Source organism: Planomonospora sp. ID91781, assembly GCF_015711595.1.
GTDB lineage: Bacteria > Actinomycetota > Actinomycetes > Streptosporangiales > Streptosporangiaceae > Planomonospora > Planomonospora parontospora.
This window is the reverse complement of the sequence record NZ_JABTEY010000001.1, coordinates 1801499-1822130: the sequence shown is the minus strand read 5'-3', so window position 1 is coordinate 1822130 and position 20632 is coordinate 1801499. Positions and strand designations below refer to the sequence as shown.

At 74.8% G+C, this 20632-nt stretch carries 12 protein-coding genes; 5 read left to right on the top strand and 7 right to left on the bottom strand.

Features of this window, described 5'->3' with window-relative positions; all coding sequences use genetic code 11:
- Positions 1-19 precede the first annotated feature (19 nt).
- The 5 genes from HS048_RS08485 (at position 20) to HS048_RS36945 (ending at position 9063) form a co-directional block, all read left to right on the top strand.
- A complete protein-coding gene (locus HS048_RS08485) occupies positions 20-2530 on the top strand; it encodes a xanthine dehydrogenase family protein molybdopterin-binding subunit (protein WP_374058774.1) in 2511 nt (836 codons plus the stop codon).
- A complete protein-coding gene (locus HS048_RS08480) occupies positions 2527-3417 on the top strand; it encodes a xanthine dehydrogenase family protein subunit M (RefSeq protein WP_068896624.1) in 891 nt (296 codons plus the stop codon). The genes HS048_RS08485 and HS048_RS08480 overlap by 4 nt, the downstream gene beginning before the upstream one ends.
- Before the next feature lie 148 nt (positions 3418-3565).
- Positions 3566-4507 (top strand): SRPBCC family protein, encoded by a 942-nt coding sequence (locus HS048_RS08475; protein WP_196466627.1) that lies wholly within the window; start codon positions 3566-3568, stop codon positions 4505-4507.
- Positions 4508-4818: 311 nt separating this feature from the next.
- On the top strand, positions 4819-7596 hold the full coding sequence (locus HS048_RS08470) for a CDP-glycerol glycerophosphotransferase family protein (RefSeq protein WP_196466626.1): 2778 nt from the start codon (positions 4819-4821) through the stop codon (positions 7594-7596).
- Positions 7597-7740: 144 nt separating this feature from the next.
- Positions 7741-9063 (top strand): glycosyltransferase, encoded by a 1323-nt coding sequence (locus HS048_RS36945; RefSeq protein ID WP_230880772.1) that lies wholly within the window; start codon positions 7741-7743, stop codon positions 9061-9063.
- Here HS048_RS36945 and HS048_RS08455 read toward each other — a convergent pair.
- From HS048_RS08455 to HS048_RS38735, 7 genes are all read right to left on the bottom strand, one after another.
- Positions 9053-10144: a sulfotransferase gene (locus HS048_RS08455; RefSeq protein ID WP_196466625.1), complete on the bottom strand. Its 1092-nt coding sequence runs from the start codon at positions 10142-10144 to the stop codon at positions 9053-9055. The two genes, HS048_RS36945 and HS048_RS08455, sit on opposite strands and share 11 nt — an antisense overlap.
- A gap of 2 nt (positions 10145-10146) precedes the next feature.
- Positions 10147-11154 carry a sulfotransferase gene (locus HS048_RS08450; RefSeq protein WP_191894009.1) on the bottom strand — a complete coding sequence of 336 codons (1008 nt, stop codon included), beginning with the start codon at positions 11152-11154 and terminating at the stop codon, positions 10147-10149.
- Between the two features lie 324 nt (positions 11155-11478).
- Positions 11479-12537, bottom strand: a complete 1059-nt coding sequence (locus HS048_RS08445) for a sulfotransferase (RefSeq protein WP_196466624.1) — start codon at positions 12535-12537, stop codon at positions 11479-11481.
- Positions 12538-12728: 191 nt separating this feature from the next.
- A complete protein-coding gene (locus tag HS048_RS08440; protein ID WP_230880771.1) occupies positions 12729-13598 on the bottom strand; it encodes a CDP-alcohol phosphatidyltransferase family protein in 870 nt (289 codons plus the stop codon).
- A gap of 204 nt (positions 13599-13802) precedes the next feature.
- The gene (locus HS048_RS08435; protein ID WP_196466622.1) at positions 13803-17468 is read right to left on the bottom strand and encodes a CDP-glycerol glycerophosphotransferase family protein; all 3666 of its coding nucleotides are present in this window, start codon (positions 17466-17468) and stop codon (positions 13803-13805) included.
- Positions 17469-17544: 76 nt separating this feature from the next.
- The gene (locus HS048_RS08430) at positions 17545-19575 is read right to left on the bottom strand and encodes a glycosyltransferase (RefSeq protein WP_196466621.1); all 2031 of its coding nucleotides are present in this window, start codon (positions 19573-19575) and stop codon (positions 17545-17547) included.
- Positions 19572-20567, bottom strand: coding sequence for a class I SAM-dependent methyltransferase (locus tag HS048_RS38735; RefSeq protein WP_068896619.1), 996 nt, complete (start codon positions 20565-20567; stop codon positions 19572-19574). The genes HS048_RS08430 and HS048_RS38735 overlap by 4 nt, the downstream gene beginning before the upstream one ends.
- Positions 20568-20632 lie beyond the last annotated feature (65 nt).

Below are 20632 nucleotides of genomic sequence, written 5' to 3'. Positions count from 1 at the left end.
GGGCCTCGTCGCCCGCCGGATCGCCGAGAGCGACCAGGTCGGCGAGCCCAGGGACCCCGCCGGGGGCCGCGAGGTCGGCCGCGCCCGCAGGCGCCGGGAGGACGCCCGGCTGATCACCGGGCGCACCCGCTGGACCGACAACATCCAGCTCCCCGGCATGCTGCACGTGGCGTTCCTGCGCAGCCCGATGGCGCACGCGCGCCTCACCCGGGTGGACGTCTCCGCCGCCCTGGCGATGCCCGGCGTGGTCGCCGCCTTCTCCGGCCGCGACTTCGACGGCGAGCAGGGCAGCCTGCCGTGCGCCTGGCCGGTCAGCGAGGACGTCGTCATCCCCGACCACCCGCCCATGGCGGTCGACCGGGTCCGCTACGTGGGCGAGGCCGTGGCCTGCGTGGTCGCCACCGACCGCTACAAGGCCGCCGACGCGCTGGAGGCGGTCGAGGCCGACTACGAGCCGCTGGAGGCGGTGCTCGACATGACCGAGGCGCTCGCCGACGGCGCCCCGGCCGTGCACGAGGCCGGCAACCAGGCCTTCACCTGGAAGTTCTCCGGCGGCGACGCCGGCGCGGCGTTCCGCGACGCCCCCGTGGTGATCGACCGGACCTACGTCCAGCAGCGGCTCATCCCCACCGCGATGGAGCCCCGCGCGGTGGTGGCCGCCCCCGAGGGCGAGGGCTTCACGCTCTACTCGGCGACCCAGATCCCGCACATCCTGCGCGTCATGCTCGCGCTGACCACCGGGATCCCCGAGCACCTGCTGCGCGTGGTCGCCCCGGACGTGGGCGGCGGCTTCGGCTCCAAACTCCAGGTCACCGCCGAGGAGGTGCTGGGCCTGCTGCTGGCCCGCCGGCTCGGCAGGCCCGTCAAGTGGACCGAGTCCCGCTCCGAGGGCAACCTGACCGTGCACCACGGCCGCGACCAGATCCAGCGGATCTCCCTGGCGGCGGAGCGGGACGGGCGCATCCGGGGCGTGCGGGTGGACCTGCTGGCCGACATGGGCGCCTACCTGATGCTGGTCACGCCGGGCGTGCCGCTGCTCGGCGCGTTCATGTACAACGGCATCTACAAGATGGACGCCTACGACTTCACCTGCACGGGCGTCTTCACCACCAAGATGCCGACCGACGCCTACCGGGGCGCGGGCCGCCCCGAGGCGACGTTCGCGATCGAGCGCGCCGTCGACGAGCTCGCCGCCGAGCTGGGCCTGGACCCGGTCGAGGTACGGCGCCGCAACTGGATCTCCCGCGAGGAGTTCCCGTACACCACGGTCGCCGGGCTCACCTACGACTCCGGCGACTACGAGGCCGCCACCGAGCGGGCGCTGGCCCTGCTCGGCTACGACAAGCTCCGCGCCGAGCAGGCCGACCGGCGCGAGCGGCGCGACCCGGTCCAGCTCGGCATCGGCGTCTCGACGTACACCGAGATGTGCGGCCTGGCGCCGTCCCGGGTGCTCGGCTCGCTGAGCTACGGGGCGGGCGGCTGGGAGCACGCCACGGTCCGGCTGCTGCCCACCGGCAAGGTCGAGGTCGTCACCGGCACCTCCCCGCACGGGCAGGGGCACGAGACGTCGTGGAGCCAGATCGCGGCCGACGCGCTGGGCGTGCCGTTCGAGGACGTCTCCGTCCTGCACGGCGACACCGCGGTCTCGCCCCGGGGCATGGACACCTACGGCTCGCGCTCGCTGGTCGTCGGCGGCGTCGCCGTGCTGGCGGCCTGCGAGAAGGTCAAGGAGAAGGCGAAGAGACTCGCCGCGCACCTGCTGGAGGCGGCCGACGACGACATCGAGTTCGCCGACGGCGTGTTCCGGGTGCGCGGCACCGGCCTCGGCGGGGCGGGCCGGACCGTCCAGGAGCTCGCGCTGGCCGCCTTCGCCGCGCACGACCTGCCGGACGGCTTCGAGCCGCGGCTGGACGCCGACGCCACCTTCGACCCGGAGAACTTCTCCTTCCCGCACGGCACCCACCTGTGCGCGGTGGAGGTCGACACCGAGACGGGGACCGTCGCGATCCGCTCCTACGTGGCCGTGGACGACGTGGGCCGCGTGGTGAACCCGCTGATCGTCGAGGGGCAGGTGCACGGCGGCATCGCGCAGGGCATCGGCCAGGCCCTCTTCGAGGAGGCGGTCTACGACCCCGAGGGCAACCTGCTCACCACCACGATGGCCGACTACCTGATCCCGTCCGCGGCGGACCTGCCGGACTTCGTCACCGACCGGACCGAGACCCCGGCGACCAGCAACCCCCTCGGTGTGAAGGGGGTCGGCGAGGCGGGGACGATCGCCTCCACCCCCGCCGTGGTCAACGCCGTCGTCGACGCGCTCCGCCCGTACGGCGTGCACGACGTCCCGATGCCCTGCACGCCCGAACGGGTCTGGCGCGTCCTGGCCCGCTCCGGCGCGTCCGCGGACCGCGCAGGACCCACCGACACCGGGCCCACGGGCACCGGACCCGCCGATCCCCGCACCGGCGCCGGAGCGGCGGACCGGGCCGGAGCCGTCCGGCGCGACGAGAACGACGGAGGTGCGCAGTGATCCCCGCCCCGTTCGACTACGTCCGGCCCTCGTCCCTGGACGAGGCCTGCCGGATCCTCGGCGCGGCCGACCCGGCCGAAGGCGACGTCAAGGCGCTGGCCGGGGGCCAGTCCCTGCTGCCGCTGCTGCGCCTGCGGCTCTCCTACCCGTCCGTGCTGGTGGACCTCGGACGCCTGGAGGAGCTGCGCGGCGTGCAGGACCGGGGCGACCACGTGTTCATCGGCGCGCTCACCACCCACGACGAGGTGCTGCGCTCCCCGGTGGTCCGCGAGCACGCACCCCTGGTGGCGCTGGCCACCGCCACGGTCGCCGACCCCGCCGTACGGCACCGCGGCACCTTCGGCGGCTCCCTGGCCCACGCCGACCCGGCCGGTGACCTGCCCGCCGTCGCGCTCGCCCTGGACTGCGTGCTCGTCACCGCCTCCGGCGCGGGCGGACGGGAGATCCCGGCGGCCGGGTTCTTCACCGGCTACCTGGAGACGGCGCTCGAACCGGGCGAGGTGCTGGCCGGCGTCAGGGTGCCCAAGCTCGGTGACGGCTGGGGCTTCCACTACGAGAAGTTCCACCGGACCGCGCAGGCCTGGGCGGTGGTCGGCGTGGCCGCCGCCGTACGGCTCGAGGCGGGGACCATCGCGCAGGCCCGGATCGGGCTGACCAACATGGGCCCCGCCCCGGTGCGGGCGCGGACCGTGGAGACGGCGCTGCGCGGCGTGACCCCGCCGGCCGCGGGCGCCGGCGCGGACGGCGGCCGCGACCCGGTCAGGGACGCCTGCGCCTGGGCGGACGAGGGCACGGCGCCCCCGGCGGACCTGCACGCCAAGCCCGACTACCGCCGCCACCTGGCCCGGGTGCTGACCCACCGGGCCGTGCGGGCCGCGCTCTCCTGAGCCTCGTCCCGCCGGCCGCGCCCTCCCGAACGGCGGGCCGGCGGGGCACCCGCTCTGGCGGAGTCCCCGTCCGTAGTCGTACTGTCACAGGTATTGCAGGTGCCGCGGGCGCGGTCCCGCCCGGCCGACCTCGAACAGGAGCGGATCGATGGCGATGCGGTTCGAGCACGAGTTCACGGTTCCGGTGCCGGTCGAGCAGGCGTGGGCGGTGCTGCTCGACGTCGAGAGGGTCGCCCCCTGCCTGCCGGGGGCCGTGCTCGACACCGTGGAGGGCGACTCCTTCACCGGCCGGCTGAAGGTGAAGGTCGGCCCGATCACCGTCACCTACCGGGGCTCGGCCGCCTTCGAGGACGTCGACAAGGACGCGCACACCGCCGTCCTCAAGGCCTCCGGCAAGGAGGCCCGGGGCTCGGGCACGGCCGCCGCCACGGTCACCGCCCGGCTCCTCCCGGAGGGGACGGGCACCCGGGTCGCGGTCGGGACGTCCTTCAACGTGACCGGCCGCCCCGCGCAGTTCGGCCGGGGCGTGATGGCCGAGGTCGGCGCCCGGCTGATCGACCGGTTCGCCGCCAACCTCTCCGGCCTGCTGAGCGAGCCCGCCGCCGGGGAGCCGTCCGCTCCGGACGGGACCCCGGCCGCCCCCGCGCCGGAGGCGGCGGAGCCCGGCGCCACCGGCGGAGCGGGCGCGACGGTCGCGCAGCTGCCCGGCGCCACCGGCGAAGCGGGCCCGGCGGTTCCGGAGACGACCCGTGGAGCGGGGGCGGCGGCTGCGGAGACGACCCCTGGAACGGGCGCCGCCGGGCCGGACGGCCCGCCCGGGACGGTCCGCCCCATCCGCCGCCTGACGGCGGTGCCCTCCCCCGGCGAGACGCCCGCGATGGAGGAGGCCCGGCAGCAGGACGTCCACCCGGCCGGGACCGCCCGCACCTCCCGCACCCCCGACGAGGAGGCCCTCGACCTGCTGGAGGTCGCCGGCGTCCCGCTCCTGCGCCGTGCCGCCCCCTTCGTCGCCGCCCTGGCGGGCCTCGTCCTGCTCGTCTGGCTCGTCCGCCGCGTGCTGACCACCCGCCGCCAGGCCCCCCGCCGTTAGCCCCGGCCCGTCGCCGGGCCCCCGCCGTTGCCCACCTGCCCTGGCCTGCCCGCCGCGGGACGCGCCCCGCGTAATCCCGTGCATCAGGACATACCTCGCACGACCCGCACGCCGGGACCTGCCCATGTGGCTCCGCATCCCAGGTCCTGCTCACATGGCCCCGCATCCCCGGGCCGACCCTTCCCCGAGCCCTCGTGGCCGCCGGTTCCGGCCGCGGGAGTCCTCCGGCTGCGGGCAGGCACCGGTAAAGACGAAGACATGACTTCACAAGCCGGGCAATTCCGAATTTATTCATGGGAATACCTCAAATCGTGATCAATGAGCCGGACTGCAGTGTGGTCGTCATCGCGTACAACGACGCCGCCCGGCTGCCCCGGGCCGTGCGGTCCGTGCTCCGCCAGTCGTTGCGCGCCGTCGAGGCGGTCGTGGTGGACGACGCGAGCGACGACGGCACCGAGCAGGTGGTGCGGGCCCTGATGGAGGAGGACCCCCGGGTCCGCTACGTGCGCAGGGAGCGCAACAGCGGAGGGTGCGGGGCGCCGCGCAACGACGGGGTGACCGCCGCCCGCGCGCCGTACGTCATGTTCCTCGACAGCGACGACCGGCTCCCCTGGCACGCCTGCAAGAGCCTGCTGGAGGAGGTCGAGCGGACCGGCGCCGACTTCGTCACCGGCCAGATCACCCGCTTCTACGAGGGGAGCCGCAGGAGCCGCCGCTACTACCCGGAGCTGTTCGCCCGGCGCAGGACCGTCGAGGGCATCGCCGCCGAGCCCGAGATGTTCCTCGACTCCTTCGCCACCAACAAGCTCTACCGGGCCGAGCTGCTCCGGCGGATCCCGTTCCGGGAGGACCTGCACTTCGAGGACCACGTCTTCACCGCCGAGCTGTACTGCGCCGCCCGCAGGTTCGCGGTGGTGCCGTGGACCGTCTACAGCTGGCACCGGGCCCGCGCCTCCGCCGCGCCCGCCTCGATCTCGCTGCGCTACGCGGAGCTGGACAACGCCCGCCAGCGCGTCCGGGCGGCCCGCCTCAGCGACGAGGTGCTGCGCGCCCACGGCCATGGCGCGCTGGTCCCCGAGCGGCACCGCCGCTTCCTCCGTCAGGATCTGCGCGTCTACCTCAACACGCTGCCCGCGCGGGACCCGGCCTGGATCGAGGAGTTCGTCTCCGTCGCCGGGCCGTACCTCGCGGAGATCGACCCGGCGGTGTTCGACCGGATCGACCCCGTGGCGCGGGTCTGCTGCTCGCTGATCCTCGACGGCCGCGCGGACGAACTGGCCGTCGCCGCCCGCTCGCTCAACGGCCCGCAGGCCCCGCCGCGCACCGCCGTACGCGAGGGCGGGCGGACCTACTGGGGCACCGTCCCGTCCCCCGGGACGGACATCACCGCGCTGCGCCTGGCCGAGCTGCCGTTCACCGCCAGCCGGCTCCGGCACGAGGCGGCCCTCGCCGTGGACGGGACCCGGCTCACCCTGACGGTCCGCACCTACGACCCGTTCGGGGTGCTGGCCGCCCACCCGGGCTGGACCGCGACGCTGAAGCTCTGGTCCGCCAAGGTACGGCTGGCGCCCCGCCGCCAGGCCGACGGCAGCCACGCCAGCGCGGCCACGGTCGACCTGGCCGCGCTGCGGCACGGCGGCCGGACGGGCTTCGACGGCCGCTACGAGCCCAGGGTCGTCGTCGCCCGCCCCGACGGCCGGACCACCTCCGACGTGCTGCTGCTCGACCCGGCGGCCGGGCCCGTCACGGTCGCCGTCCCCGGGCACACGGTGACGATCCGGCCGGACGGGCACGCGGGCGTACTGCGGCTGACCTGGCGGCGGCGGGGCGTGCTGCGCGCGGTGCCCCGGCTGGCGCGGGCGCGGGCGCGGATCATCAGGAGGCTGAGCACCCCGGAGCTCAAGCTCCGCGTCTACAAGGGGCTGATCCGCGTCCTGCCGCAGCGCCGGGACCTGGCGCTGTTCGAGTCCGACGTCGGCGCGGGCTGCACCGGCAGCCCCCGCTACGTCTACGAGGAGCTGCGCCGGCGCGGGGCGCCGATCCGGGTGGTCTGGTCGGTCGCGCGCAACCGGCGGAACTTCCCGAAGGACGCCCGGCTGGTCCGCCGGATGAGCTGGCGGCACATCTGGACGATGGCCAGGGCCGGTTACTGGGTGGACAGCCACGGCCTGCCGCTGGACTACCCCAAGCCGCCCCGGACCCGCTACCTGCAGACCTGGCACGGCCAGGGCATCAAGTCGATCGGCTTCAACTCGCCCGACCTGCGCGCCGACTTCCCGGGGCCGCGCGCGCGGTGGCGGGCGGCCGTGGCCCGCTGGGACGCGCTGGTCGCGCCGAGCGCGGAGTTCGAGCGCATCTTCGTGCCGTCCAACGAGTACGGCGGGCCGGTGCTCCGGTTCGGCTCGCCCCGCTGCGATGTGCTCGTCCACGGCGACCCGGCTGCGGTGGAGCGGGTCCGGGACCGCCTGGAGCTCCCGCCGGACCGCCGGGTGCTGCTGTACGCGCCCACCTACCGGGACCAGGCCAAGTTCTCCGGCAGGTCGATCCGGGCCGACCTGGAGGCGATGGCCGAGGCGCTGGCCGACGAGTGGGTGGTGGTGCTCCGCCCCCACCCGGTCGAGCGCTACCGGGTCCCGCAGCGGCTGCGCCACTTCGTCCGCCCCGCCGGGGCGTATCCGGAGATCAACGACCTGATGCTGGCCTCCGACGCGCTGCTGACGGACTACTCCTCGGTGATGTGCGACTACGCGGTGACCGGGCGGCCGATGCTGTTCCTGATCGACGACTGGGACGAGTACCGCCGCGTGGAGCGGGGCGTCTACCACGACCTGCCGGCCATCGCCCCCGGGCCGTGCCTGAACACCACCGGGGAGCTGATCTGCGCGCTGCGCGACCTGGACGCCGTCTCGGCCTCGTTCGCCGCCAAGTACGCCGCGTTCCGCGAGCTGTGGTGCGCCGACGAGAAGGGCGAGGCGAGCGCCCGGGTGGTCGAGGCGTTCTTCGGCCTGCCCCCGGCCCCGGCGCGGGCCCGCCCGCCCGCCTCCACTCGGCCGCTGATCCGGGTGACCGTACCGGGGCGACTGCGTTGAGCCCGGAGTGAACCCGACGCAGGGAGCGCAGCGAGTGAGGAGTGGTGAACGACCATGAGCACGGAGTGAGCCCGACGCAGGGAGCGCAGCGGCCGGCCGAGGAACGAGGCCGTCCGCGCAGCGAGTGAGGAGTGGTGAACGACCATGAGCACTGTCCTGTTCGCCTGCCTGGACGCCGACACGCTGGGCGGGATCCAGCGGGTCACCCACACCGTGGCGCAGGGCCTGGCCGAGCGCGGGCACGACGTTCACGTGGTCGGGCTGCACCGGGCCGAGCACCCGTTCCGCTACGTGGAGCGGCCCCGCTACCGGCGGCACGTGGTCCACCGCACGCCGCCGGGGCGGCTCTCCCGTACCGCGGCCCGGCACGAGCGCCGCCGCCTGGCCGAGCTGACCGGCCGGCTGGCACCCGGCTTCGCGGTGCTGTCCTCACCGAGCGTGGTGGCCCGGCTCAGATCCCAGCTGCCGCGGCACCTGCTCCCGATCGGCCAGTACCACGGCTCCTACCAGCACGCCTGCGGCTCCTGGCACCTGCGCTCGGTCCGCGGCCACTACGGCCGCCTGGAGAGGGCGGTGTTCGTCAGCGAGGACGACGCCTGGCTGTTCTCCGAGCACGCGCTGCTGCCCAACACCTGGTCCATCCCGAACCCGCTGCCCGCCTGGCCCGCCGGGACCGCCGACCTCACCGCCCGCCGGGTGCTCGGCGTCGGCCGGCTGGAGGGCGTGAAGCGGTTCGACCGGCTGATCTCGGCCTTCGCCATGGCGTGCGGGAGCGGGCCGGCCTGCCGGGGTCCGGCCGACGGGGTGCACGGCCGGACCCCCGGGGACGGGGCGGACAGCCCGGCCCCCGGGAACGCGGTGGACGGCCGGACCCCCGGGAACGCGGTGGACATCCGGGCCCCCGGAGGAGGAGCGGACGGATGGGAGCTCCACCTGATCGGCGAGGGCGCCGAGGAGGAGCGGCTGCGGGCGCACGCCCGGGCGTGCGGGGTGGCGGACCGGGTGGTCTTCCGGGGCGCGGTGCCCGCGGCGGAGATGGGGCGCGAGTATCTCGGCGGTTCCGTCCTCGGCCTCTCCAGCGAGCACGAAGGGCTGCCGCTGGTCGTCGCGGAGGCCGCGTCCTACGGCGTGCCGTCGGTGGCGTTCGACGTCTCGGGCGGCGTGCGGTCGCTGGTCCGCGACGGGGAGACCGGGATCCTGGTGCCCCCGGCCGACGTGGACGCCTTCGCCGCGGCGCTGGCCGGGCTGATGTTCCCGGCGGGCGCGGCGGCTCAGGCGGGCGGACCGGTTGCGGCGGGCACGGCCGGCGCGACGGACGGGGCCGGCACGGCGCACGGGAGCGGCGCGGCGGACCCGGTGGGCGAGAGGCGGCGGCTGGGCGCCGCCGCCCGCGCGCACGCCGAGACGTTCCGGCTGGAGCGGGTCCTGGACCGCTGGGAGGAGCTCTTCGATCACGTCACCCGGTGAGCCCGTCCTCCGGTGACGGCGGTGACGACGGGAACGCGCCCCGTCCGGCGAGGACGCGCTCGTCCTCCGGTCCCGGGAGTCCGGCCAGCCGCAGCTGGGCGGAGGTGAGCCGGGCCGCGACCGGGTTCGGCTCGCGGAGCCGTACCAGCCGGTCGAGGGCGGCCCGCTTGGTCCGGGCCAGCCTCCGCATGGTCGCGGTCCGCTCGTAGGCGAGCAGCTGCGTCCTCGACGCCTTGGCCGCCCCGCTGAGCTCGTAGCCGAGGCCCTCCAGCCGGTCGCCGAGCACGCTCTCGCACAGGGAGACCTCCCACGGCTCCAGCCGGTCCCGCCACGAGCCCGACCGCGCGGTCGTCACCTCGCCGTGGGTCCGCGCGTGCCAGGTCTTGTGCCCGGGTACGGCGATGCCCGCCACCCGCTTCGGCTCGCACATGACCGGGTCGAAGTCCTCGCCCAGGAAGGCGCAGAGCCCGCGCAGCTGGGTCTCGGGGTCGCGCGTCAGGTCCTCGTAGCGCAGCTCGTGGTAGCTGCCGGCGGGCAGCCTCGGCGCGCGGCCGCGGGAGAAGTCGACCGCCTCGGCCCAGACGGAGACCGAGCTGTGCACGGTCCCGGTGTGCCAGGGCATCTCCTTCAGCGACGCCACGCAGTCGCGGCCGTCCCGGATCAGGTGCACGAACTGCGCGTCCGGGAAGAGCCGGAGCAGCACGTCGACGTTCTGGAAGTAGGAGGGCCGCTTGTCGCCCCAGCGCGGCTTGCCGAACCGGGCCGCGTAGGCGCGCAGCACGATGCCCAGCGCCGAGCCGAGCGTGCCCGGACCGTCGACGATCTCCCGGGTCACCTCGGCCGCGTCCAGCCCCAGCACGTGGAAGCGGGACTGGCGGCGGCCCACCAGCCACTCGGCGAACTCGCGGCGGCAGACGGGTGCGGTGAAGTCACCGAAGTGGAGCCGCCGCTGGTAGGCGGAGATCATGAAGCGGGTCTCCGGCGGCACCGCGATGCGCGGGTGCGCGTGCAGCATGAGCTGCAGCATCGTCGTCCCGGAACGCGGGCAGCCGATCACGAACACCGGCCGGTCGGACTGCATGGTCACACCCTCGCCAACTCGCCCAGCTGCCGGACGGTGAGCTGCGCGGCCACCGGGCCCCGCTCGCGGAAGCGGTTGATCCGGTCCCGGACCTCCTGCCTCCGGCGGGCCCGGCGGCGGCGGGCGGCGATCTCCTCCACCGCGGCGACGTGGGCCCGGTCCGCCGCGGGCGCACCGGTCGGCTCGTACCCGAAGGCGGCCAGCCGCTCGCCGAGCACGGTCTCGCAGAGGGAGACCTCCCACGGCTCCAGCCGCGAGGTCCACGAGCCGGGGCGCAGCGCGACCCCCTCGCCGCGGGCGTTCGGGTACGGGGACCTGGCCTGCGGGATCACCCCCCTCGCCACCAGGCACGGCTCGGCCATTGCCGGGTCGTAGTCCTCACCGAGGAAGGCGCAGAGCTTGCCGAGCTCGATCTCCGGGTCGGCCATCAGGTCCTCGTAGCGCAGCTCGTAGTAGCCGTCCGCGGGGAGCCTGCGGGCCCGGCGTCCGCAGTCGGCCGCCTCGGCCCAGCTGTTCACCGCGTGGAAGACGTCCCTGGTGTACCAGGGCATCTCCTTCAGGGACGCCACGCAGTCGCGGCCGTCCCTGACCAGGTGCACGAACTGCGCGTCCGGGAACAGCCGCCGGATCACGTCCACCTGGTGGTGGTGGCCCGACCGCCGGTCGGCCCAGCGCGGCCTGCCGTGCCGCGCGGCGTAGGAGCGGAAGGCGATGCCGATCGCCGACCCCAGCGTGGGCGGCCCGACGACGACGTCCTCGACGAACCGGTCCCCGTCGAGGCCGAGCTCCTCGAACCCGGTGTCGCCGTCCCGCACGATCCACCGGCCCAGCCGCCGCCGGTTGGGCTCCTCCCGCAGGTCGCCGAAGGCGAACCGGTAGTAGTAGGCGGGCACCGTGAAGCGGGTCTCCGGCGGCACCGCGATGCGCGGGTGCGCGTGCAGCATGAGCCGCAGCATCGTCGTCCCGGAACGCGGGCAGCCGATCACGAATATCGGACGGTCGGACTGCATCACAACGAACCCCCGTGAAAGTCGGCGGACGGCCCGGTCCCGCGGCGGATCCCCCGATCCGGCCGAGCAGGCCCTCGTCCTGCCAGCATGGCGACCCCGCGCCCGCCGGAACCGGCTCTCTGCGACTAACGGAACATCTCCATACCTGTCCTTGACCTTCTTTACCCGCGGACCGCAGCAGGCCGCGCGCCCTTCAGGACGGTGAGCGGACCGGCCCCCGGCCCTCGTACTCCTGGATCCGGGGCGGGCCGCCGATCCGGAGCGAACCGCCGGGCCCCGGGGCGGGCCGCCGATCCGGGGCGGACCGCCGGGTCCCGGGGCGGGTCACCGGTCGACGAGGACGGGCTTGTCCTGGGCCTTCTCCGGGGCGAGGAGGGGCAGCCCGGCCAGCCGCAGCTGGGCGGAGGTGAGCCGGGCCGCGACCGGGTTCGGCTCGCGGAGCCGTACCAGCCGGTCGTGGGCCGCGCGCTTGGCCCGGGTCAGCCTCCGCACGGCCGCGGCCTGCCGGTAGGCGAGCAGCTGCGTCTTCGACGGCTTCGGCGCCCCGCTGAGCTCGTAGCCGAAGTCCTCCAGCCGGTCGCCGAGCACGCTCTCGCACAGGGAGACCTCCCACGGCTTCAACCGGTCCCGCCACGAGCCCGACCGCGCGGTGGTGACCTGCTCGTGGGTGTTCACGTGCCAGGTCTTGTGCTCCGGCACGGCGACGCCCGCCACCCGGCTCGGCTCGCACATCGCCGGGTCGAAGTCCTCGCCCAGGAAGTCGCAGAGCCCGCGCAGCTCGGTCTCGGGGTCGCGGGTCAGCCGCTCGTAGCGCAGCTCGTGGTAGCTGCCCGCCGGCAGCTTCGGCGCGCGCTCGCGGGCGAAGTCCATCGCCTCGGCCCAGATCGCGATCGCGTGGGAGATGTCCTTGTTGTACCAGGGCATCTCCTTCAGCGACGCCACGCAGTCACGGCCGTCCCGGATCAGGTGCACGAACTGCGCGTCCGGGAAGAGCCGGAGCAGCACGTCGACGCTCTTGAAGTACGACGGCCGCTTGTCGCCCCAGCGCGGCTTGCCGAACCGGGCCGCGTAGGCGCGCAGCACGATGCCCAGCGCCGAGCCGAGCGTGCCCGGACCGTCGACGATCTCCCGGGTCACCTCGGCCGCGTCCAGCCCCAGGTCCTGGAAGCGGTTCTGCCGCCGCTCCACCAGCCACTCGGCCAGCTCGTGGCGGCGCGTCGGATCGTCGAGGTCGCCGAAGTTGAGCCGGCGCTGGTAGGCGGCGAGCATGAAGCGGGTCTCCGGCGGCACCGCGATGCGCGGGTGCGCGTGCAGCATGAGCTGCAGCATCGTCGTCCCGGAACGCGGGCAGCCGATCACGAATATCGGACGGTCGGACTGCATCACAACGAACCCCCGTGAAAGATGTGGTCGAACAGGTGTGCCGGGCGGCCGGGCAGGTGCCGCCGCGATGGTCGGAGTCGGGCCGGTGCGCCGGGCGATACCGCCGCACCGGTCGAGGTCGGGCTGTGCCGGACGGATACCGCCGCACCGGCCAGGGCCCGGTCGTGCCGGGCGGATACCGCCGCGGCCGGTCAGACAGGCAGGTGCTGCGGTCTCCGCGGAGCCGGTACGGCGGGCACCGCCGTCCGGGTGAACCGCCACAGCCGGCAGATCAGATACGCCTCGTTCAGCAGGAGCATCCCGCCCGCCGCGGCCGAGACGGGCAGCAGCGCCCAGGAACCGAAGAGCGGGGCCACCACGAAGACCGCGGCGTGGAACTCGATGCCGCTCATCAGGTGGGTGCGCACCCGGTAGCGGGCCAGGAACGGACCGATCAGGCGGTACCTCCCGATCGCCCGGCGGGCGCCCCGGTACGGCCGCCGCGCGGAGGACCGGCCGATCAGCGAGCCGGCCTCGTCCAGGACGGCGGTGATCTCCGCCCTCGCGACGGGGGCCTCCCCCTCGCCCCGGGACTCCCGGATCTCCCTGACCACCTCGCGCACCCGCCGCATCTGCGCCGCGTTCACGTAGCGGAAGAGGTCCAGCACCGTCACCCCGGCGCCGAGCAGGATGTAGGCCACCTCACCGGTCGCCGCGTACTGGCCGAACGCCAGGCCGGCCGCGCAGCAGACCTCCCGGATCCGGTCGCCCACGAAGTCGACCCAGAGCCCGAACGGCGTGCCCGTGCCCTTGAGCCGGGCGATCTTCCCGTCCATGCAGTCGACCAGGAAGCTCAGGTAGAACAGCGCGGCCCCCGCCGCGAGCCGTCCCGCCGCGAACGCGACCGCCGCACCCGTGCCGAGCACCAGCGAGAGGCCGGTGAGCCCGTTGGGCGTGACGTCCGTGCGGTTGGCGACGACCAGGGCCAGCCGGCACGCCACCGGGTCGACCAGGAAGACGGTCCACCAGGAGTCCTTCTGCTTGCACGTGGCACGGACGTCGTCCAGCGAGTAGACCCTCATGCAGATCAGCATGGCGACCCCCCGGTTACCGGAATTGACGGTCTGTAACCAACGGAAGGTCTCCATGCCACTTCTTGACCAACCTCCGGAAAGGGCATCGACTGCTTTGACCTTCTGACGGCCGAGCGGGGGGTCATCCGGGTACCGCCCGTCCGGGACCCCCTCCGTCACTCACCGTGCCGATCAAGGATCGGAGGCCGCCGCTCAGGGACCGAAGACCGCCTCGACCACCCGGGCGGCGGCGGAACCGTCGTCGAGCCCGCAGTACTCCGCCGCGAAGGACGCACGGCGCTCCGCGTACTCCCCGGCGACCGCGTCGAGCCCGCACAGCGCGGCGGCCACCTCCTCGGTGGTGCGCAGCAGCGGCCCGGGGGCCCGCGCGAGGTCGAAGGGGCAGTCGAGGCCCCGGTCGCGGCGGCGTTCCAGGTCATAGGTGTAGAAGAGGATCGGCCGGCCGGTCAGCGCGAAGCCGAAGACCGCCGGGGAGTAGTCCGTGACCAGGACGTCGGCCACCAGGAGGAGCTCCTGGACGTCCGGGTAGGCCGAGACGTCGACGGTGAAGCCGTCATCGGCGCCGGGCACCCCGCCCACGGCGTCGGGATGCCTGCGGACCAGCACCACGTGGTCCGGGCCGAGCCGTTCCCGCATCCGCGCCAGGTCCAGCCGGAGGTCGAACCGGTAGCGGTCCTTTCCCCGGGGTCTGTCCTCGCGGAGGGCGGGGACGTAGAGGACGGCCCTCCTCCCGGGCGGCAGGCCGATCCGCCTCCGGACCCGCGCGGCGAGCTCCTCCCGCCCGGGCCGCACCAGCACGTCGTTTCGCGGGCGGCCGGTCTCCAGCACCTCCCCGGTGAAGCCGGGGGCACCGCGCAGCACGGGCGTGCACCAGGGGCCCGGCGAGACCAGGTAGTCCCACTGCGCGGCCTGCCCGGCCGGCCGCTCCCGGTCGGCGGCCGTCCGTGACGGTCCCGCGGCGCCGGCGCCCGGGTGCCCGGCCTCGCCGTCGTGCCGGGTCTGCAGGACCGTCTGCCCGTCCCTGTGCTCGAACCACGGCGGCAGGTGCACGTCGGTGACGACGTAGCGGCAGCGGGCCAGCGCCTCGTAGTGGTCGGCGCCGCCCCTCCGGACCGGGGTCACGTCCGGCGGCAGCTCCACCTGCCCGTCGCGGACGACCCACAGCGTCTCCAGGCCGGTCCCCCGCCTGCGCAGTTCCTCGTAGACGGCCTTCGGGTCGCCGGCGAACCGTCTGCCCGCCTGGCCGTCGAACAGCACGGCCTGCCGCAGCGGCTCCCCGCGCCAGGCCTGGTAACGCCCGGTCCGCAGCCTGCGCTGGTTCTCCGCGCCCCGCTCGTCGTCGGCCAGGTCACCGTGCACCGTCAGCACGGCGTGCCCGGTGCCGTCGGCCTCGAACGCGAAGCGCCGCCCCGCCGCGCCGCACCCTGCCGCGCCGCGCCCCGCCGGGCCTTGCTCCGCCGGGCCTTGCTCCGCCTCACCGTGGCCCGTCTCCAGGGGCAGATCCCGTCCGGCGGTGCGCAGGGCCAGGCCGTACCGTCCCTCGGGGAGCGGGAGCGTGCCCGCCAGGGATTCCGCCGCGGCGGGGGTGACGACGGCCTCGAAGCGATCCCCCGCGCAGCGGACCGGGAACGACCACTCGCCGTCGCGGTCGGCGGAGAGCACGACGAGCCGCTCCGGCGTCTCACCGGCGTCGGCGAAGCGCCCGGCGAGCAGCAGCCGCGCCCCCGTGGCCGCCGTCGCCCCTCCGGCCGCCGTGAGTTCCCCGGCGGCTGTGGCGTCCGCGGTTCCGGAGGACCATTCGGCGCGTTCCACCGTGGCCGCCGGGGGCTGCACCCGTAGCGTGAGCTCCCCGGCCGGCGACGGCGCCACGACGACCTCCCGGCCGCCCCGCACCCCGCGCCACGCGCCGAGGCCGTCGAGGACCGGCCAGGTCTCCCCCGCCTCCCCGTCGGCGATCCTGGCCCGCCACTCCACCTTCGTGTCCAGGGCCGCGGCCTCCGGACCGGCGGGGTCGAGCCGGGGCAGCCGCTCCGGGAGCACGTCCCGCAGGTCGAACTCGGCCCTGAAGGAACCGGAGGACCCAGGAGAGCCGGAAGGACCGGAGGAAGCAGGAAGATCGGAGGAACCGGGAGGACGACCGGAGGAGGCAGGAGGACCGGGAGGGCCGTCCCCGCCGAGGAGCGGGTAGGACAGGACCGTCCCGCCGGGCTCCCGGACCAGCTCCAGGACGGGTGCGACCGGGGAGCCCGAGGAGCGGCCGGTCAGCCGGAGCCGGTCCCCGGACACCGTCCGGCCGGTGAGCCGGAACCGCTCCGGTTCCAGCCGGATGGTGAAGGCGTCGTCCTCGGCCCGGCCGGTGACCATCCGCGTCCCCGGCGACACCTCGAAACCGAGCTCCGGGACGTTCCGCGGGACGTCCCGCCTGGCGCTCTCCGGCCCGCCGAAACGGAGCCGATCGCGCCGCACCATGCCCCGGTGGACCACCAGCAGCTCGACGTGCCAGGTCGACGCCTCCGGACCGCCGGACAGCCTGCCCGGGTCGACCACGAGGCGGAAACCGCCCCAGTCGCGCCGCCGGGAGCTGCCGCGCGGGTATTCGATCGGGGCCGCCCGCACCGCGGTGACCGGCACCCGGATCCGCCGCCCGTCGCCGGACCGGACCAGCGAGGCGAAGACCTGCTGGTGCACCCGCTGCTCCGGCCGGAGGTGCCGTACGGTGGCCCGCCCCTCGACGACCAGGCGGCCGCCCTCCCGGCGCACGTCGTCCACCCGCTGCAGCAGGGCGAGGTCGTCCCGCAGCCGGGTCACCTCGGCGGGCACGCCGTCCACCGGGGCCTTGAGGTGGTAGCGGCCCCCCCGGCGGACGGCACGCGGCTCACCCGTGCGCTCCCAGACAAGCGCTTCGAGGACGTCGGCCAGGCGGCCCTGCCGTACCAGGTGCCAGAGCACCCGGCGCGGCGCGGGCAGCGAGGCCGGCACCCCGGGGCCGGCCTCGTCGAGGTAGGCCCCGGCCAGTTCCATGAAGCGCCGCCGGAAGTCGTCATCCCCCCTGGGCAGGGCCTTCATGAAGAGGAACAGGTCGCTGTCGAGGACGGTGCGGTCCCAGGCGGGGACGTGCTCGGCGAATCCCGAGGAGAGCAGGAAGCCGCGCACCGACCGCACCGCGGCGAAGCGGTCCTCGACCCCCTTGACCCGCGCGCGGTCCTGGGTGATCGACTGCTGCTCGCCCTCGCGGTCCCGCCACAGGTAGACGTCGGCGGTCAGCACGTCCACCGCCTTGGCCAGGAAGTGCGCCGGCAGCGCGACCCCGATGTCCTCGTAGAGCACCCCCTCGGGGAAGGCGAACCCCTGCTCGTCCCAGAAGGAGCGGCGCCAGAGCTTGTTGGTGACCAGCCTGTCCCGCATCAGCGCCTCGTACGAGGCGATGTGCGCGCGCCGCAGCGGGCGGGCGCACACCGTCCGGTGCATCGCGGACCGCCGCAGCCCCCGCCCGCTGAACCGCTTCACGTTCCCCGACACCAGGTCGGAACCGGTCTCCAGCAGGCTGCCGGCCATGGTCTCCAGCGCGTGCAGCGGGAGCATGTCGTCGCTGTCGAGGAACGCCACGAACTCCCCCGACGCCCGCCGCAGCCCCGCGTTGCGCGCCGCGCCGAGCCCGGCGTTGGGCTGGCGCAGCAGCCGGAAGCGGGGGTCCCGCTCCCGGTACTCCTCGGCGATCCGGGCGCCGTCGTCGGTCGAGCCGTCGTCGACCATGACGACCTCCAGGTCGCGCCAGGTCTGCGCCGCGAGGGACTCCAGGCACGCGCCCAGATAGGGCTCCACGTTGTAGACCGGCACTATGACGCTGAGCAGGGGCATGTCCCGTCCTTGTCCCGTTCTCGTCCGGGCCGCGGGGCGTTCGCTCCCGGCCGCTCCGCCTGCGCAGCCCGCGGGGTCAGCGGCCCCCCGCGCCCGCGGCGGCGGTTCCGCCCGCGGCGAGGGGGCCCGTGACGAGGGCGTCGCCTTCCATCTCCATCAGTGCGTTCGCGTACAGCCCCCGCCACTGCTGGCGGTACTTCTGCAGGAACCTGCTGAGCGGCTCCTGCCACGTGTGCCCGGACAGGCTCCGCCGGCTGACGAGGTAGTTGAGGCCGTGGCAGCGGTAGATCCTTCCGCCCGCCGCCGAGACCGACTCCAGCAGCTGGCCGTCCACGGTCCGGGAGATCGGCCGGAATCCCCCGACGCCGTCGAACACCCCCCTCGACACCAGGATGGAGCTGCCGGCCACGTGCTCGGAGTAGAGCTCCGTCCTGAACTCGCGGCGGACGGTGGTCCCGATGGGGGCCAGGTAGAAGAACTCCGGCGCGGCCCCCACCAGATCGGCGCCCGAGTAGCTCTGCGCGAGCAGCAGGTCCGCCAGGTGGTCCGGGCCGTACCAGTCGTCGTCGTCCATCTTGGTGAGGTACTGGCCGGACGCGCGCCGGGCCGCCCGGTTGAGCACGTCGCCGAACACGACGCCGGGGTCCTCCTCGATCACCGTGATCACCCCCGGGTAGGACGACACGGCCTCCGCGACGCCGGGCAGGTCCGCGGTGAACCCGTGCAGGGTGAGGACCACCTCGGTCTCCACCCCCCGCTGCCGTGCGATCTGCCCCAGCGCGAACCCCACCAGCTCGGGCCGGCGCGTGCACAGCAGCACGGAGACCGTGGGCGGGTCCGGCGGCCGCAGGCCCCTCGCCACGGCGAGCGCGCGCCACCTGGCCGCCACGCTGTGCAGCCCGAGCGCCGACCGGCGCAGCCGGATGCTGAACTGCTCCCGGGTCAGCGGGTCGGACAGCCCCGCCGGATCGAACCCGTTCAGCAGCGCCGCCAGCTCCGCTCCCAGCACTCCGCTCCACCGCGACCCCGGCCTGGCCACGACGGGCACCCCCGCCGCGGCCAGGCCGCAGACGACGCGCGCGACCCCGTACGGCTCGGCCCAGTCGCCGTCGAGGTCCACCGCGACGCCCGTGAGTTCGCGCACCCGGGCGACGTCCGGCTCCGTGAGGGCCCCGGACGGGGCGATCAGCGTGGCGACCTCGCCGCGGGCGGTTATCTCGTAGGTCCCGCTCCCCTCGCGGAGTTCGCCGAGGGGCCCGTCCACCACGGCGGCGAACCCGATGGGACACACGGAGAGCTCGTCCACCGGCGGGAGGTCGTCGACGGAGAGCAGCGGGCCGGCACCCCTCCCCCCGTGGACCTGCGGCGGAGTCTGGGCCGGGACCAGGTCCCGGGCCGGGGTCCGGGGCGGGATCGCGCCGAGCCCGCCGGGGCCTTCGCCGGACACGGGCCGGTCGATCGGCGCCGGCCCCCCCTCCTCCTCCTGCCAGCCGGGGGCCTCCGCCCCCGGTGTCCGCAGCACGAGGTCGCACCCCGGCGCGGCCCGTCTGGCGGGGACGGGACCCGTCACCGGGGCCGGCACGACGTTGGGGTCGCCGGGCCGCCAGTGGTGGGAGCCCACGCCCGCGAGGGAGACCACCGGCTTGTACAGCACGCCCCGCTGACCGCCGGCCAGGCCGCGCGCGAGGGCCTTCAGCACCCCTCCGGACGGCACCGCCCTGGCGAAGTCCGTCTCTACCCTCCAGGAGTCCCCCTGTCCTCTGCGGACCCGGAGGTCGAGGAGCCTGCGCCAGTACTGCGCGTTGTCGGCGACCGGCACGGGCGCCGGCCGCCAGCGCGGCGATTCGGAGACCACCACGACGATCGTGCGCGCCTCGGGGAGCAGCGCCGCGAGCGGAACGGCCCGACGCAGGTCGGCGGGCGTCCTCGCCAGGAGGAGGAAGCGCTCCACCTCCGACTCCGCGATCGGGCGGTCCGTCGGGGCGCCGTCCAGATCCGTCCACACCTCGTCGGCGCCCTCGCGCAACCGTGCCAGCGGCTCCGGATACCCCTCGAAGCCGATGTGGCATCCCAGGACGGGGATCGCCTTGCCCGGATCGGTGTTCACGTGCGGCTCCTCATGAATGTGTCCAGTCCCTTCTCACCCCGGTGGCGGGAACGGACGAGTTCGGGGAACTCGGCGGCCCACCGGTCGCTCACCGCCCGGTCCTGCTCTCTGGCCGCGTCGTCGAGGAAGACCGCGACCGTCTCCGCGCACAGCGGCAGGAGGAGGGGGAGGGCCGGGTAGCGGGCGGTGGGTCCCGTGGCGCCGGGAGGCCCGTCCACGAAGATCAGTCCGATCTCGGCCAGGCCCGCCAGGGCGTCCCGCGCGTACCACCGCCACGTCTCCCCGCCGCTCTCCCATTCCTCGAGGGGGGCGAGGCGCACCTCGACGACGTCGGAGAGACCGTGGGCGCGGACGAGCTCACGGGTCGCCCTCGCGTGGTCCGCGTCGTGTTCGAGCGCGACGACCGCCGAGCCGGTCCGCTCGGCGATGTAGCCCAGCCACACGCTGGACGACCCGCTGCCGCACTCCACGATCGTCTTGGGCCCGTTGTCGAGGATCCAGCCGATCATCGGCCGCAGCACGCCGGCCGACGCGGCCCAGCCGCCCAGCGCCGGGAGGGGCGCCCGGGGCTGGACGAGCGCGCGCAGGTCGACGAACGCCTCGGTCTGCGCGTGTGTGTCGTGGACGGCGCGGTCCAGGGAGGAGAACCTCTTCTCGACGAGCCTGAACTCCTGCTCCATCCGGGCTCGGGAATCGGACACGGCTCTGAGGCACTCCTCGTGCCGGGACTCCCCCAGTTCCTCCCAGGAGGCCGTCCTGCGCTCGACGCGGTACAGCTCCTCGTGCAGCCGCTGGATGCGGTCCGTGTTCCTGTCGGTCCTCCGCAGGATCGCTCCCGTCCGGGCGAACACCGCCAGGACGGTCGCCGTCGCCACCACGGAGAACAACGACAGGAACGGCCGCTGCCCGATGGCGCCGAGGCCGTACGCGGCGGCCAGGGCCGCCTGGACCGCACCGGCCGACAACAGGGCCGAACGGCTGGAACACCTCACCGGTGGAACTCGCACAGGGTTCTCCGAATGCCTTCAGAACGGCGCTGAGGCCGCTGCATGCCTAT

Excerpts from the sequence above, each read along its gene's own strand:
- HS048_RS08475 (WP_196466627.1), top strand. The coding sequence starts at position 3,566 with ATGGCGATGCGGTTCGAGCACGAGTTCACGGTTCCGGTGCCGGTCGAG.
- HS048_RS36945 (WP_230880772.1), top strand. The coding sequence starts at position 7,741 with ATGAGCACTGTCCTGTTCGCCTGCCTGGACGCCGACACGCTGGGCGGG.
- HS048_RS08455 (WP_196466625.1), bottom strand. The coding sequence starts at position 10,144 with ATGCAGTCCGACCGGCCGGTGTTCGTGATCGGCTGCCCGCGTTCCGGG.
- HS048_RS08450 (WP_191894009.1), bottom strand. The coding sequence starts at position 11,154 with ATGCAGTCCGACCGTCCGATATTCGTGATCGGCTGCCCGCGTTCCGGG.
- HS048_RS08445 (WP_196466624.1), bottom strand. The coding sequence starts at position 12,537 with ATGCAGTCCGACCGTCCGATATTCGTGATCGGCTGCCCGCGTTCCGGG.
- HS048_RS08440 (WP_230880771.1), bottom strand. The coding sequence starts at position 13,598 with ATGAGGGTCTACTCGCTGGACGACGTCCGTGCCACGTGCAAGCAGAAG.
- HS048_RS08435 (WP_196466622.1), bottom strand. The coding sequence starts at position 17,468 with ATGCCCCTGCTCAGCGTCATAGTGCCGGTCTACAACGTGGAGCCCTAT.